General features: G+C 60.6%; 3 protein-coding genes. All 3 read left to right on the top strand.

Annotation, left to right across the window (positions count from 1 at the left end):
• The first annotated feature begins 954 nt into the window (after window positions 1-954).
• From HYU99_02830 to HYU99_02820, 3 genes are read left to right on the top strand one after another with little or no spacing between them, the layout of a single operon-like run.
• A complete protein-coding gene (locus tag HYU99_02830) occupies window positions 955-8988 on the top strand; it encodes a tandem-95 repeat protein (protein ID MBI2339290.1) in 8034 nt (2677 codons plus the stop codon).
• Window positions 8989-8992: 4 nt separating this feature from the next.
• Window positions 8993-14470, top strand: coding sequence for a tandem-95 repeat protein (locus HYU99_02825; GenBank protein ID MBI2339289.1), 5478 nt, complete (start codon window positions 8993-8995; stop codon window positions 14468-14470).
• Window positions 14392-17205, top strand: a complete 2814-nt coding sequence (locus HYU99_02820; protein MBI2339288.1) for a hypothetical protein — start codon at window positions 14392-14394, stop codon at window positions 17203-17205. Before HYU99_02825 ends, HYU99_02820 begins: the two co-directional genes overlap by 79 nt.
• Window positions 17206-17219 lie beyond the last annotated feature (14 nt).

Genomic DNA, 17219 nt, shown 5'->3' with positions numbered 1-17219 from the left:
GGGATTGTGCGTTTTTCTATCCAAAACTGCCCTTGCCACCACTTACACCGTCAGCAAAACCGCCGACACCAACGACGGTACCTGCGACGCGGACTGTTCCCTCCGTGAGGCGATCACGGCGGCAATGGGGGCAACCGGCAATACGATCGCCTTCAATATTCCCGGTGATACCGACGCCGGTTGCGCCGGGTTAAACGGTGTTTGCACGATCTCGCCGACCTCCGCCCTTCCCTCAATCACGAAGGCCAGTACGACCATCGACGGTTACACGCAAGGAGGGGCCTCCGCCAACACGGCGGCCTGGCCCAACGCCCTAAACGGCACGATCACGATCCGAATCGACGGCGCGAGCGCCGGCACAGGCGTTACCGCCCTGACAATCAACAACGTGACGGGGGTCACCATCAAGGGATTGTCCATCACAAATTACAACAGCATCGGCATCAATGTCACCGGCGCCTCGGCCAACAGCAATAAGATCCAGGGATGTTACATCGGCGTTCAAGCCGACGGCGAGACGGCAGGCGGCATGACGGCCCAAGGGATCCGCGTTGCGAACAGCACCCCGGGGACGACTATCGGGAGCGATGGCGACGGCGTCAGCGAGGCCGCCGAGCGCAACCTGATCTCGGCCTCGAATCCCGAAATCGAGGTCGGAAGCGGGACGAGCTCCTCAACGCGTGTGGCGGGGAATTTTATCGGCACCGACAAGGACGGCGACACCGATTTGACCAGCGCCTCGGCTACCGGTGTGCTGGCTTATTCGGGAATTACCGTCGGCACCAACGACGACGGGACGAGCGACGCCACAGAGGGAAATCTGATCAGCGGTCTGTATAACGGAATCCGGTTTGCCTCCGGGGCGAACAATGGCGTGGTGGCCGGAAACTACATCGGCCTCAACGCCGCCGGCACCGGTTCCGTGGCCAACAGCACTCCGGGGCGAACAATGGCGTGGTGGCCGGAAACTACATCGGCCTCAACGCCGCCGGCACCGGTTCCGTGGCCAACAGCAATACCGGAATCACCGTCAGCGGTACCGGCATCCGCGTCGGGACCGATGCCGATGGGACGAGTGATGCGCTGGAGCGCAACATCATCGCCAACAGCGGCGTCGGTATATCCGTCACCAACACCGGTGTCATCATCACAGGAAATTACATCGGCACCAACGCGGCGGGAACGGCGGCCCTGGGCAGTAGCCAGGGGATCAACCTCGCCAGCGGCGGCACGGGGGCCCGGATCGGGACCAACGGCGACGGGACAAACGACAGTGTGGAAGGGAACGTCATTTCGGGCAACAAGAAAAACGGGATCGTCTTTTCGGCGGGGGTCGGCACCGCCACGATTACGATCGGGACCAACGGCGACGGGACATCCGACGCGGCGGAGGCCAATGTGATCGCCGGCAATACCCAAGAGGGGATTTTGCTGACGGGGAGCTATTCGGGAAACGTGGTGGCCGGCAACTATATCGGCGTGGCCAGCAACGGGACGACCGATTTGGGGAACGGCCGGCACGGCATCAGCATCGCCGGCGGCATCACCACCACCACCATCGGCGGCGATATTTCTGCGGAGGCCAACACCATCGCCTACAACGGCGATGCGGCCTCCGAGTATGGGCTCTATCTCTCGGGTGCCTCAACCGACGGCAACCAGATCCTGCGCAATTCCTTTTTCAATAATCAAAATGAGGGGATCAAATTAAACAACGACGGCGCCAACAACGATCAGGCGGCCCCCTCGATTACCTCTCGTTCCATCACCGGCGGGCACATCGACTTGATCGGCACCTCGACCGCTTCCGCCACGGTCCAGATTTTTGAGGCCGACTCAGACAGCCAGGAGGGGAAGGTCTACTTGGGGCAGGCGACCGCCGACGGCTCGGGGAACTGGTTGTTTACCCTGACAGCCCCCTATGATTCAAACGGGCGGATTTTTGTCGCCACCGCCACCGATGCCACCAACGGGACCTCGCAATTTTCCTCTTCGTACACGCTGGGGAACAATGCGCCGACCGCCACAGGCCAGACGGTGACGGCCACCGAGGATACCAACTCCGGCGTCACGCTCGGTTTGACCGACGCCGATGGGGGAGACACCACGACCGCGTCGATCGTCACCCTTCCGGCGAGCGGCGCCCTCTACCAGACCGCCGATGGCACCACGCTGGGGGCGGCCATCACCTCGGCGCCGACGACCGTCACCGATTCGAGCAAACGGGTGATCTATGTCCCTGCGGTGAACGCCAACGGCAATGGGATCGGCAATTTCACCTTCAACGGGACCGACGGCCTCAACACCTCCGCAACCGCCACCGTGACCGTCAACGTCACGGCGGTCAACGACGCTCCCAGCGCCAACGCCCAGACGCTTTCCTTAAACGAGGACACCCCGAAGGGTATTGTTCTTGCCGGCGCCGATGTCGACGGCAATCCGCTCACCTATGTTGTTTTTGTCACGCCCAATCACGGTTCGCTCTCGGGCTTGAACGCGGGCACCGGCGGGGTGGTCTATACGCCGGCCTCCCATTATCACGGGACCGACAGCTTCAGCTTCCGGGCCTATGACGCAACGGAATACAGCGGCGCCGCCGTGGTGAGTTTGACCATCGTCCATGTCAATCATGCGCCGACGGCGTCGGCCCGAACCGCAAGCACTACCCAAAATACAGCAGTGAATGTCACGTTTTCGGCCAGCGATTCCGACAGCGATACGCTCACCTACTCCATCGTTTCCAATCCGGGGCATGGGAGCTTAAGCGGCCTTAACGCCTCCGCCGGGACGGTGACCTATACGCCCAACACCGATTATTCCGGAACCGACACCTTCACCTATCGCGCCGGCGACGGAACGGCCAATAGCTCCGCCGCCACGGTGACCGTGACCATCACCGAATCGGCCACAAACCACGCCCCGACGGTTTTTGCCGGAAACGATCTGACGGCGGTGGAAGGGTCAACGGTCCGGCTGGCCGGCTCTGCCACCGATGCGGACGGGGATTCCCTCACCTACCGCTGGAGCCAGAGCGCGGGGACAACGGTTTCGCTTTCCAATGCCAACCAGGCCACCGCCGGCTTTGTCGCCCCCGGCGGCGGCGGGAGCCTGCAATTTCTTCTGACGGTCTCCGACGGACACACCACCGCCTCCGATTCGATGACGGTCGCTCTCACGCCAAAGAATTTTTCCATGGAAGATGCGGTGAAACTGGACGGCCGTGTCGTGGCGGCCAATGCGGGCATGGCGATCACGAAGGAAGAAGGGGCGGAGTATGACGGGCGCGAGGCGACGGCGGTCGATTTGGAAAACGGCTCGGCCCTTTATTCCACCGATACGACGCCGGTGGAGGTTGTTATTCTGGATGACCGCGTCGTGGTGGGGGATCCGGCTTGGAACGACTCAACCGGCGTGGTGGTCATGGTCGATCCAGCCGTTTTGCCTGGAAAAACCAAGGTTGATCTGAACGACCCCGACTTTGCCGACATCGGCGGGGTGATTGTCTCGTACGGCAATCAGAAGGGGGACCTCTTCGGTTTTGTGGTCAAATCGGCCGACGTGGACGGCGACGGGTCAAACGAAATTGTTTCCCTGGCCCCCGGCACGAGTAACGGCACCGTCTATGTGTTGTCAGGCTCCGACCTCGAGACCGTAAACCTGATCCGCGGCTCGGAGGCCGAACAATTCAAAACCTCCCTTCTTCTCACCACCGACGTCAACGGGGCCGACGGAACTGATCTTTTGATCGGCCTCCCCGACGGGGCGAGCCCGAGTATCAGCGCCCTTAAAGGCTCCGTCCCGTCCACAGCCGATATCGACTCCTCCTCTTCGGTCTTTGACGGCATTCTGGGAAGCGATGATCTCCCTGCCTTGATCGACTTGGCCTCCGAGGAGGCCGACTTTGTCCTCACGGCGGGCGGCTCGGTTTCGCTGGTGGCCGGCGGTGATCTGGATGCAAACGGCAGTGAGGATACGGTGGTCTCCGCCGGGGATGGGTTCGGCGTGGATGTGATCTTCGGAAGCAGTGGGGTCGGCGCCGATGTGACCGCCCTTGCCGTCTCCGGCAGTTTTGTCTCCGGGGAAACCGATCCGGCGGATAGCCTGGCGGTGGGGGACGTGACCGGCGACGGCTATGCGGATGTCGTTTTGGGATTTGCCTCGGCCTCCGGCGGTGAGGGGAAGATCGTCGTCGTCTCCGGGCGCGAGGATTGGGACGAGACGGCCTACGACCTGGTCAACGCCATCGTGGTGGAAGGCCTTTCCGGCGACGGGATCGGCGCGTGGCTGGTGATTGCCGACGGGGACGACGACGGGGTGGAGGATATCTACACCAACGACGGCGCCGACGGCACCTATCTGATCGCGCTCGCAGGTCTCATCGACTCGGGCGGAGGGGGCGGCGGCTCGGATGGAGGGGGAGGCGGACATTTGGGGGCGGGAGGCTTTGGTTGTTCGCTGGATGCCCAAGAGTCGTCAGGTGATTTGCGATGGATGATTTTGTTTGTCGGTTTGTTTGGGGGATTTTTGTTGCTGAAAAAATTCCAAATTCCAAATTCCAAATTCCAAACAAATTCCAAAAAACAAATTTCCAAAACGAAAAAATTTGGAAATTGTTTTTTTGGAATTTGGTGCTTGGTGCTTGGAATTTTCCTCATCGGTTGCGGCTCAGCGCGCGTTCCGGGGAGCGGCGACGGATCGGACGAAGGGGAAGAGGGGGGCGGGGAGGCGGAAGGGACTTTGATCACCCTCTCCGGAAGAATCACCGTCCCCACGGCGGAGACAGGCTCCGCCTCACTGTCGGCTGTAAAGCACGGGGCGCGGGGCGCGGGGCACGGGGCGCGATATGTGGTGAACGAGGGGGCCTCCGGGATTTTGTGCGACATCTACGATCTGGGCGGAAATTTTCTTTCGGATGCAACCACCAACAGCGGCGGCGATTTTGCCGCGACGGTGCCGGTGGTCGACTCCGACGAAACCACGGCGCGGTTGGTCATCAGTTGCGAAAACGGGATCCACAATTACGCCGAAGTGGATATTTCCGGCGGCTCCGTAAGCCTCGACACCGGCACGGCCGACCCCGACACCACCCTTGCCACCCTGGCGCTGGCCGACGATATGGAGGAGTGGAACGGATGGGGGGAGGATCACTCCGATGATGTCAGCGGGAAAGATTTGGAATGCCTCTTCGGCACGCACAAGGGGCTCTGGGAGGAGGCCGATGCGGATGCCGGAGGTTTGAGCGACGACAACGCCATGCTCAAGGATGTCCTGGAGGGTTTTTGGGCCGGCGGCGGAACCCCGGAAGACGTGGGTTACGAGGACTGGCCCACGCTCCTTCATGACGTGATCGACGGCGAGGCCCCGGAGGGGAGTGTCTGGGGGCCGATGGTGGAAACGGCCTCCGCGATCAACGACGCCATCGATGTCTCCGAGTATACCAGTGGGTACAGTGATGCCTCCGAGGCCTTTCAGACGGTATCCGGAACCTTAAGCGAGCAGATTGACGCCTTGTATGAGTCTGCCGGGGCGACCGGCGATACGACGCCGGCCGATATCTGCGAAGGAATCAAAGAGGGGGCCTTTGAGGCAGGGGCCGTTGTGGGACCCTTGCTGGCCGCGGGGGATATCGACGAATTCCGGACGGTGTACGGCAATGCCAACGGGATGCTCCTCCATTTCAATCTGCTGAAACAGTGCCAGGAGGAGGGGACCTGCGAGGAGATGGCCGAAAAACCGGCCGCGTTTTTGGGATTCATGAAGGGTTTTGACGGGAATTATTCGGGGGTTTTTGACGCCTCCCACAGGCCCGATTCGAATACCCTGCAGGGGATCTTTCATGTGGCCGAGAACTGCACGGGGAGTTCCTCCGGAAGTCTCAAGACATGCGGGGAGGGGATGCACGACATGGTCTACCAGGGGGGCGGCTGGTCGGCCTTCCAGGATTCCGGCGGCCAGTTCGACACAGCCCGGTTTACCAGTTGGGGGAACGTCTGGACCAACTACGCGGGCATTTCTCCGGGAGGGGACTATGCGGGAATCCCTCCGGCGCCGCGCGGCCTGTTTGGAACGCAGAGCGGGACGACGGTCACGATCAATCCGGCGGCGTGGAAAATCCTTTTCGGGAGCGGGCTGGCGAATCTGGCGGAGATGTGGACAGGGAACACGATTCTCTTTTCTGCCGACGATGCCTTTCCCGCACTCACGACTTCGGCCTTCAGCGGGATCCCTTCGCTTCCGGTCGATCCGTCGCAAAAGGCGATTGTCATCGAGACCTCCGCGTCGAGTTATGTTGATTCCCTGCGGACGGGGTGGTCTCTCCCGGACGAGGTGATGGCCAGGCTTGAGGCGAACGATCAGGCCTATGCGATTGCGCAAAACAGCTCCGGAAACATTCTGATCCTCGGCGGCTCGCCGCGCGGGGCCTTTTACGGCGTCATCGATTTCATCAAGGACCTCGATGCCTCATCCACGTCGTCCGCAACATGGACGTCAAAGTCGCTCCTCAACTACCCCAACATCGGCGAGCGGATGGTGTGGGATGTCCTTTCCAGTTGTGACATCGATTCCTTCTTCAATTACGGCACGACGCTCGACGCCATCGCCCATCACGACTTCACCTGCAGTGGAAGCCCCGTCTCCGCCTCCGACATGAGAGCCGCCATCGACATGCTGGTCTGGAACAAGGCCACCGGCCTCCACCTCTACGAGTATATCGGCTCGAACGCCATGAAGCCGTCTTATGCCAACCTGACCTCAAGCTATGCCGATTTTGTGGGCTATCTGGATGACCGCTTTGTGAGCGAACTGCCGCACCTCTCCGAGGCCTGGGCCACCGCCCCCTACACCGACTACGAGGGGCTGGGGCAGTTTGCGGAAACCTTCAAACTGGTCTTGAGTTCGGGGGTCTATAAACTTGTCCCGACCTCCACCGCCTACGATGTCGACGCCGGGGCGGCGATCAATCTGATTCCGTCGCCCTATTCCGAGTTTGTCGGCTCCGGTAGTTGCGCCTCCAGCGAGAAGGATTGCTTTTATTGGAACCCGGGGGATTCGACCGGGAGCTTTTCCACCAATTCGGCCTCTGCCATCTCCACCCCTTCGGCCGACGGGGCCTCCCTCTGCATCCAGCAAGACAGTGCCTCGCTCGGCCCCCCGGCCGCCTCGTACACCATCGACTCGTCCCATCTCGAGGCGGGCAAGTACTACGCGCTGGGGTATTACGTCTACCAAAGCTCCGCCGTCACCGCCTGGCAGGTAACGCTCTATTCCGTCCTGAACGACAGTTCCAATGTCTACAACTCCGATGTCTCAATCACAAAGGATACCGATGCCACCCCTGCCGCCGGGGACTGGAAATATCACACCTTTATCTTCCGGGTGCCCGATTCCGCCGTCTATTCCAATCCCGCCGTCAACAGGACCTATTTTTTCATGCGAATGCAAAACGGCACCGGCACCGCCTGCCTCGACAAGGTCCAATTGCATGCCCTGGCTCCCCAACTGTTAAACGTCCTTTCCAAACAGGGGATCACCGTCACCAACTCGGCGGGCAACGTGACCTATGCTTCAGGGACGCATTTCACCGCGACAAACCTTTATACCGCGAATTCAGCCCCCGCCGACTATTTCAATTCCACCGGGGGAGGCGGGGTCGGGACAAAGGCTGTCATCAACTGGAATTTTACCGATAGCAACAGCGACGGCGCCGACGACGCCACGGGGCTCCAGGTGAACGACCAGGTCAAGGTGACCTATTCCAGCCTTTTAAAGAACGGCGCCGGCATCGGCTTTGCGTGGTTTCCCGATCCGACGGTTGCCGGATTTGACACCGGGGTTGCGGCCCCCTTTGTCGCCAAGGTTCTGCAGGCCTTCACCCCGCTCTCCCGTCTCCCCCGGTTCGGCTATTATTACGGCGCCACCGAGGTGCGCGGCATCCGGCGCGGGACTTCCACCGGGCAACAGGGGCTCTCCAATGGAGAGTATGCGACAAAGCTGGATAACACCGTCGCCAATTCCGTCGCACAGTCCTATCATCCGGGCCCCGACGAACTCCGTCCCCTCTTCTTTGCCGATAATGCGACCCTGTTTCACAATGGCGATGCGAACTATCAGGTGAACTACAGCGGCCATGCCGGCTCGATGACAGGCGCCAGGGCCTATTGGCCGCCAAACTCGGTGGTCATGCCATGGGGTTCCAAGGATTGCCCCGCCTTTTTCACCGACGAGGTGCACGATTTTTATGTGGATGACTACGGGGCCTCCAACCCCCCAAGGTCTTATTCCTCAATCGGCAACGCCAACTATTACGATACGGGGGACATGAAAAACTGGATGAGCCTGGCCGCCGGGAACTCCGGTATGATGCTGGGGGTGATTGCGACCAACTGGCAGGACCGCTCCGGCAAGAAGGGGTTGATCCAGAACCAAACCGAAACGCGCAATTACCTGAAGGCGGCCTGGGACCCCGGCTATGCGCAGGTGAAGGTTTTTAAAACGGCCGACCGGGCGTCGTATATTTCGGGGGGGGCATTCTCCTCCCTCAAGGCGGATGCCTTCACCTGCGGTTATGCCTATCCCTCTTCGTACAAGTTCGGATCGGTTCTCTTAAGCTCCGGGCAGGAGTGGCAGAGCGGAAGCGTCGATCTTGCGTCGGACCGCGATCAGACGGTGAAGGTGCGGGTCTATGCCCACATCGACAGCGGCGGCGACCCCTCGCCGACGTTATCGGCGCAGATCAACTATTACAACGGCACGGCGAATCAGACCGCCGCGGGGGCCTTTTCAAACGCGAAATGGACGACCTTTTCCTATACCGGCTCGTATGCCGCCATCGAGACCGGCGGGATCGATGTGCCGGGGGCCGATTCGATTCAGATAAAACTCACCGCCTCGGCCTCCGTCCGCATCGACAGCGTGGTTGTCTATCAGGCCACCCCCCCGCTGGATTTTCCCGACTCCCTTTCGGGCAACCCCTATTATCAGGAGTAAAGGAATGATCCTGTTTTTTTATCGCTTGTTGTTTGTCTTTTCGGTTTTGGCGGTTCTTTGTGTCACTTCATCCGCCCTTGCCGCCACCTACACCGTCACCAAAACCGCCGACACCAACGACGGCACCTGCGACTCGGACTGTTCACTCCGTGAGGCGATCACCGCCGCCAACGGGGCCTCCGGCAACACGGTCGAATTCAACATCGACGGCGGCACCGATGGCGGTTGCACCGGCGCCGGCGGCGTCTGCACGATAAGCCCCACCAGCGCCCTCCCTTCCATCACCGCCGCAAGCATGACCATCAACGGCTATACCCAGAACAGCGCCGCGGTGAACTCCGCCGCCTTTCCCAACGCCCTCAACACGACCCTGAAGATCGTCATCAACGGGGCGAGCGCCGGTTCCGTGAGCGGCCTGACGATCAGCAATGTCGCCAACTGCGTGATCAAGGGGCTTGCCATCAACGGATTTGCCGCCAAGGGGATCGTCATCACCGGTTCCTCGGCCACGGGGAACAAAATCCAGGGGAACTTCGTTGGGACGGACGTGACCGGTGAGACGGACTCCGGCAATACCAGCCACGGTGTCTGGATCACCTCCTCCTCAACGGCCAATATTATCGGGACCGACGGCGACGGATCCAATGACAACGCCGAGCGGAACCTTCTCTCCGGCAACAATGCGGCGGGGATCAACATGGACACCAACTGCGGCTCCAATACCATCGCCGGCAATTTCATCGGCACCGACAAGGACGGCACCACCGATTTGGGGAACAGCGGCAACGGGATTGTCACCAATAGCGGCGCCAACAGCAATTTCATCGGCACCGACGGCGACGGGACCTCGGATGCCGTGGAGGGGAATGTCGTCTCGGGCAACGACACCAACGGGTTCAACCTCGTCTCCAACAGCAATATTATTGCCGGCAACTTGATCGGCGTGAATGCCGCCGGGACCGGGGCCGTGAAGAACGGCCAAGCGGGGATTTCCATGTCCGGCAACTCTAATCGGATTGGCACCAACGGCGACGGCACAAGCGACACCAACGAGCGGAATGTCATCGGGGGGCACAGCACCTCCCCCAACCGGGGGGTCATCGGGTCGGGGACGGGGGTCATCGTGGCCGGCAACTACATCGGGATCGGAAGCGACGGCTCTACCGATCTCGGCAACAACCGGGGAATCCAGATCCAGGCGGACGGCTGGAGAATCGGGACCAACGGGGACGGCACCGCCGATTCAGCCGAGGCCAACGTCATTTCAGGCAATTCCACCGGCGTCTATGTCGACACCGGCGGGACCAACGCGGTCGTTGCGGGGAACTTGATCGGGCTAAACGCGGCCGGCACGTCCGCCGTGGCCAACGACACGGCGGGGATCGCGGTGATCGCCTCGGCCAACAACAACTCGCGCATCGGCACCAACGCCGATGGCACCGCCGACTCCGCGGAGCGCAACATCATTTCCGGCAACGGCATCGGCATCGGCATCGAAAACGGCGCCACGGGCGTGGTCGTGGCCGGCAATTACATCGGGGTGGATGTCAACGGCAACACCGCCGTCGCCAATACGCAGGGCATTGTACTGGGGAAGTGGGACGGCTCCACGGCCGGAAGCTCCAACCGCATCGGGACAAACGGCGACGGCACCAACGACACAGCCGAGCGGAACGTGATCTCGGGTAACACCACCGGGATCGAAATCACCAACGGCTCCTCCAACACCATCGCGGGAAACTATGTCGGCGTGGGGGCCGACGGGACCACTGATGTGGGGAATGCCGGACACGGGATCACTTTCACCAACAGCGGCGGTTCCAGCAACACAATCGGCGGCGATATCGCGGCCGAGGCGAACACCATCGCCTATAACGGCGATGCCTCCGGCGAGTACGGCGTCCGCGTCGCCGTCGCCGGCTCCGACGGTAACGACATCCTGCGCAACTCCTTTTTCAACAATCAGGACATCGGCATCAAGTTGAACGGCGACGGCGCCAACAACGACCAGGCGGCTCCCTCTATTACCGATCAGGGGACAAGCGGCAGTGACATCACCCTGGTCGGCACTTCCACGGCCTCCGCCACGGTTCAAATCTTTGAGGCCGACTCCAACAGTCAGGAGGGAAAAACCTGGCTGGGAGAGGCGACAGCCAATGGGTCCGGCGACTGGACGTTTACGCTGACAGCCCCCTACAACGAGGACGGACGGATCTTTGTCGCCACCGCCACCGATGCCACCAACGGGACCTCCCAGTTTTCGGCGTCGTTCACGTTGGCAAACACCACGCCGGTGGCCTCAAGCCAGACCGTCACGCCGGACGAGGACACCAGCGTCACGATTACGCTCGGCCTGACTGATGCCGACGGCGACACGCTGACCACGACCATCGTCACACTCCCCGCAAGCGGCGCCCTCTATCAGACCGCCGACGGGGCGACTCTGGGCACGGCGATTACCTCAGCTCCGACAAACGTGACCGACTCAAGCCGAAGGGTCATCTATGTCCCTGTCGCCAACGCCAATGGAAACGGCATCGGCAATTTTACCTTCCGGGGGAGCGACGGCCTGAATACCTCCAACACCGCCACGGTTACGGTCAACGTGACCGCCGTGGCCGACAGCCCCACGGCCGCCGCGCAGACGGTTTCTTTAAACGAAGACACGGCAAAGAGTATTACCCTGGCGGGAAGCGATCCCGACGGCGGCTCCCTGACCTATGCCATCGTTTCCAACCCATCGCACGGAACATTAAGCGGCCTCAATGCCGGCACGGGCGCCGTCACCTACACCCCGACGGCCAACTATAACGGGACTGACGCCTTCAGTTTTTGGGTGTATGACGGCACGACCCACAGCGGGGCGGCCCTGGTGAATTTGACAATTTCAGCCGTCAACGACCCCCCGACAGCCAGTGCCCAGTCGGTGACGGTGACGGAATCCTCCACCGTCATCACCCTTTCGGCCGTGGATGTGGAGAGCAGTTCGCTAACTTTTGCTATTGTGTCGAACCCGTCGCACGGGGCGCTCTCGGCCTTGAACGCCTCTTCCGGGACAGTGACCTACACGCCGACAACCGGTTACGGCGGCTCCGACTCATTTACCTTTAAGGCAAACGACGGGAGTGCCGACAGCAGTACCGCCACGGTGAGACTCACGGTGGATCTATCCTCCGCAACCAATCACCCGCCGTCCGTCTTTGCGGGAACCGATTTCAGCGCCGTCGAGGGGGCGCCGTCGGTCCTGCTTGGCGTCGCCACCGACGAAGACGGGGATTCTCTGACCTACCTGTGGAGCCAGAGTACCGGCCAAACCGTTTCGCTCACAAACACCGACCAGGCGAAGGCGGCCTTCACCGCTCCGGCGCCGGACGGGAGCGGGGATCTGGAATTTGTTTTATCGGTCAGTGACGGGACCGCCACGGCCACCGACAGCGTGAGGGTCCGGCTCGCCCGAAGAAATTTCACCGCGAATGATGCCGCTCTGGTGAACGGAAGGGTCGCGGCGGCAAGCGGGGGGATGGTGATCACCCGCGAAGAGGGGGTTGACTACAAGGGGCGGGAGGCCACGGCGATCGACCTCGGAGGCGGCTCGGTTCTCTACTCCAGCGGCTCCATGCCGGTGGGGGTTGTGACCCTCGAAAACGCGATTGTGGCGGCAGACCCCGGATGGCGCAACAATGCCGGTGTGGTGGTCATGATCGACCCGGCGGTTTTGGATGAAGGGACCGTCATCGATCTCAACAATCCAAAATTCGCCGAAAAGGGGGGGGTCATTGCCTCCTACGGCAACCAAGACGGAAATTTGTTTGGCTATGTGGTCAAGACAGCCGACGTGGATGGGGACGGCTCTTCCGAAATTCTCGCTCTGGCCCCCGGGACCAGCTACGGAACGCTGTATGTGTTGAGCGGCGACAATCTGGAAACCCGTAACATGGTGCTGGGTTCCGCCTCCGAGGAATTGAAGACATCGGTCCTGTTCACCACCGACGTCAACGGCGCCGACGGGGATGATCTGTTGATCGGCCTCTCAACAGGGGGCGGCGCGGCTCTCACCTCCTCCAAAGGTGACCGGCTTTTGGCCAGTGTCAGCCCTTCGGCCTCTGTCTGGAACGGCATTTTGGGAGGGAGCGATCTCCCCACCGTGTACGATCTCTCTGCCGTTGAGGCCGATTTTGTGGTGACCGCGGAGGGGGAGGTGGCCAGCGCCGACGGAGGCGATCTGGACGGGAGCGGGAGCGAGGATCTGGTCTTGTCCGCCTCCGGGGAGTTTGGCGTCGATGTGATCTTCGGGAGCTCGGCGGTGGGGGACAGCGTGACCTCCCTTTCTTCCGCAAACCGGTTGACCACGGCGGATTCAAGCCTTGGCCCCAACGACAGCGCCGCGGTGGGGGATGTCACCGGCGACGGCTATGACGACATCGTCCTCGGTTTTTCAACGGCGGTTGGAGGGAAGGGAAAGATTGTCGTTGTGCCGGGGCGATCGAGCTGGGACGCAAACGCCTACGACATCGACTATGGCATCGCAATCAACGGTCTTTCCGGCGACGCGATCGGGGAGTGGCTGATTCTGGATGACGCGGACGGCGACGGCGTTGTCGACATCTACACCAACGCGGGGACTTCAGGCGATTCCTATCTCATCACCCTCGGCAGTCTCATCGACGAGGAGGCCGGCGGGAGCGGCGGCGGATCGGATGAAGAGGGGGGACATCTTGGCCCCGGCGGCTTTGGCGGTTGTTCGCTGAACAATCGATCGGCAACAATTCGGTCTCGGCGTCTGCTTTCGTCCGCCAATACTTCGTGGCGGATCGCGGTTTTTTTAATCGCCACTTTGATTTATTCGTTGTGGCTTAGATTGCTCCGGTTGGCGATGTTTACTAAGGTTCGCTCAGACAGCCGATGGAACCTCAAGACATCCACCAAGACCGAATTGTTGCCGGTAAAGATCTCCCTTTTCATTTTTTTTGTACTTACTCTCATCTCCTGCGGCTCCGCGCGCATTCCGGGGAGTGGGGACGAGGCGGAGGAAGGGGGCGCGGGAGGGAGCCTCCCCGAAGAGGGAGAGGTTTTTCTCACACTGACCGGAAAGATCACCCAGCCGACCGTTGATGCAGAGTTGGAGGCGTTGTCAAAAGGGATGAAGGGGCTCATCCCCCGCGGGTTTGCGGTCAAGCGGGCCACCGCCTCCCCCAATGTTGCCTGCAGTGTCTACGATCTGGGCGGGGCTTACCTCGGAGGGGTGACCACCGGCGAGACCGGCGATTTTGCGACGACCGTTGCCGTATCGGATACAAGCGATGACGCCACGGCCCGGATCGTCGTCAGTTGCGAAAACGGGATTCATAATTTTGCCGAGACCAGCCTCACCGAGGCGGATCTTTCTGCGGGCTCCGCCGATGGGTGGATGACTGGAGCGGTTGGGGGGAGGACTATTCCGGTGAGGTCATCAGCCGGGACATGGGGTGCCTCTTTGCCATGAACAAGGCCATCTTTTCCGCCGCAGAGGAGGAGGATGGGGGCCTCTCCGACGACAACGCGGTCATCAAAAATGTGGTGGAGGGCTTCATGGCTGACGGGGGGAAGCCGGAGGATGCGGGAGAGGAGGATTGGCCGGCCCTTATTCATCATGTGCTCGACGGGAGCGCGGGGGATGGCTGGGAGAATATGGTTGAATCGGCCGCCGATGTCGATGACGCGATCGACGTTCCCGAATTTTTGGAAAAATACGACGCCGCCTCGCGGGCCTTTGGGGCCGTATCCGGCACTCTTGCGGAACAGATTGACGCCCTTTACGCCGATTCCGAGACAGCCGGCGACACGACAACCTTTGAGGTCTGTTCGGGTATCGAGAGCGGAACTTACGAGGCAAAGGCAGTCGTGGGCCCCATGCTTGTGGCCGAGGATGAAGAGGAGTTTTCCACCGCCTACGGGAGCCCCGAGGGTCTGCGGCTCCACTTCAATCTGTTGAAAAACTGCCGGGAGGAAGGGACCTGTCGGGACATGGCGGACAAACCTTCCGCCTTTCTCGGATTCATGGCCGGTTTTTCGGGGAATTATTCGGGGGTCTTTGGCGCGGGGACAACACCGGATGAAAACGTCGTCAAGGGGATGTTCCGGATCGCCGAAAACTGCACGGGCGTTTCCGCCGGAAATATCCGGGTCTGTGCGGAGGGAATGCACACGGCGGTCTATCAGGGGGACGGCTGGTCGGCCTTCCAGAATTCCGGCGGCCAGTTTGACGGGACCAAGTTGAACCTCTGGGGGGACTACTGGACCCGTCAGGCAGAGATTGGAATCGACAGCATGACGGCCGCCTTCAACCGGATGGACGGCGAAATCTCGGGGACAACCGGCACGCTGAATACCTGCATCAGCTATCTCTTAAGCCGGGGGATCTATGATACGGGCGCCTGCTCTCTGGGGCGTTTCTTCGGTTCGTACGCGACCAGCCTCAAACAGACCGGCAACACCTTGGGGTTTGAAGACCCTCCCACCATGGTCTCTGCCTTGCTTGCGACCGGACAGAACCTTTTCGGCTTTGAGGCGACCGATGGCGTCACCGGCGACGACGATTCCGGCTATTACTGGCCGCAGTTGATCGACCTTCTGGAAGAGGCGCGCGGGACCGACCTGAAAATCTTTGCCACCTTGAGGGAAAAGCATCTGACCGGAACCACCGCAAACCGGTGGGGTGTTTCGGGGAACAGCACAACCGCGCAGTGGGCGGCGGCGCAAGTGGCCGCGGCGGCGGAATTGGGGGGATTGTCCGTCGACTATCCCAATCTTGTCGGTTTTACCATCGACGACTTCAGCGGCTACCCCTGCACCGTGGAGGATGAGGACTATTCCACCTGGTCGGGCGACGGTTGCTACAGCCGCGCACAGATTCGGGCGATCACCAATGCCGCCCACAGCGCCAACCCGAATTTCAAGTTCTGGCCGACTGTTTATTATCCACACCTGCCGTGGCATATCGTCCCGGCGCACGCCCTGGGGACCCCCTACGGAGTCCGGTTGTATTCGGATGAATATGCCACGGTTAAATACATCTTCACCCTCTCCTCTCTGCCTGCGACAGCCATCCTGAAATTTCATGCCGCAGACACCAACACCGAGGACATCGACTATGTGGATATGCTCCGCAAGAGCCTTATCATCAACAGCCAGACGGTTTATGACCAGTCGATGCGGGGGGACCAGCATGTCGAGACATATAACGCCAATATCGCCTCTTACCTGCAGGCGGGCGCCAACACGATTGCCTTCAAAGTCTCCTCCACCAGCGACTCCAATATCTACCATCACAAGATGTATTATATCTGGGATGTCTTACTCACGGTGGACGGCGTGGCCTTCACCTCATGGAACCCGGTCTATTCCAAAAAAGAATCCACCGCCTCTTACACCAACCTCGACAACGTGTCGGTGACCAATGCGGGAAAGGTTTTTGCCAAATCGACCGCCAATTATGTGATCACCTCGGATATCGACGGAATCCTCGCCCCGTTCCCGGCGGCCGGCGGCTTTTATTCCGCCGTCCCTTACGCCGACCTTGTCGCCAAAACCAAGTCGGCCCTTGGCGACCGGGATCTGATTACGGTCAACTACGGCATGATGTGGGGGACCGCCATCAGCAATCCGGTTCTCGACGCGCAAATCCGCGCCAATGCCCTGGTTGCCGACGGGATCGTCGTCTGGAATTTTCCCCTCCCCTTTTATCAGTTGGGAACACAGGGGGGGATATTCCAGCAGTATGCCTCCGACAATCCGTCTTTTAATCTCATGAGTTTTTTTCCGGGAAATCAGCAGGGGCTTGAGGGGTGGTATCAGAAGTGGACGACGAAAGAGAGGCTCTCCGGCGCCGTCACCGTCAAGGTGAAAGACGACCGGACCTCCGATTATTCTACCGACTATTTTGTCAAAACGCTCTATTCGCCGGACACGGGGACAATTTACTACCAGGATGCCATCGGCGGCAACGAGGGGACCGAAACAGTGACGATCAACCTCGGTTCCACCCCCGTTCTGCTTGCGCTCAAGGTCGATGAAACCGACGGCGTCGGCAATTTTCCCACCAAAATATGGTTCCATGTGACCAACTCTTCCGGCGCCCCCCTGGTCTCTACTGATTTTGATTTTGTGAGCGGCACGACCAACAACAATATCGTCCAGACCTACAACACCCTAAAGGATGCCTTTTTGGGATTGTGGTAGAACAAACCTGTTTT

The organism is Deltaproteobacteria bacterium, from assembly GCA_016183175.1.
Classification (GTDB): Bacteria; UBA10199; UBA10199; order UBA10199; family SBBF01; genus JACPFC01.
Note: the sequence above shows the minus strand (reverse complement) of the source record. Positions and strands in the feature narration are given on the sequence as shown.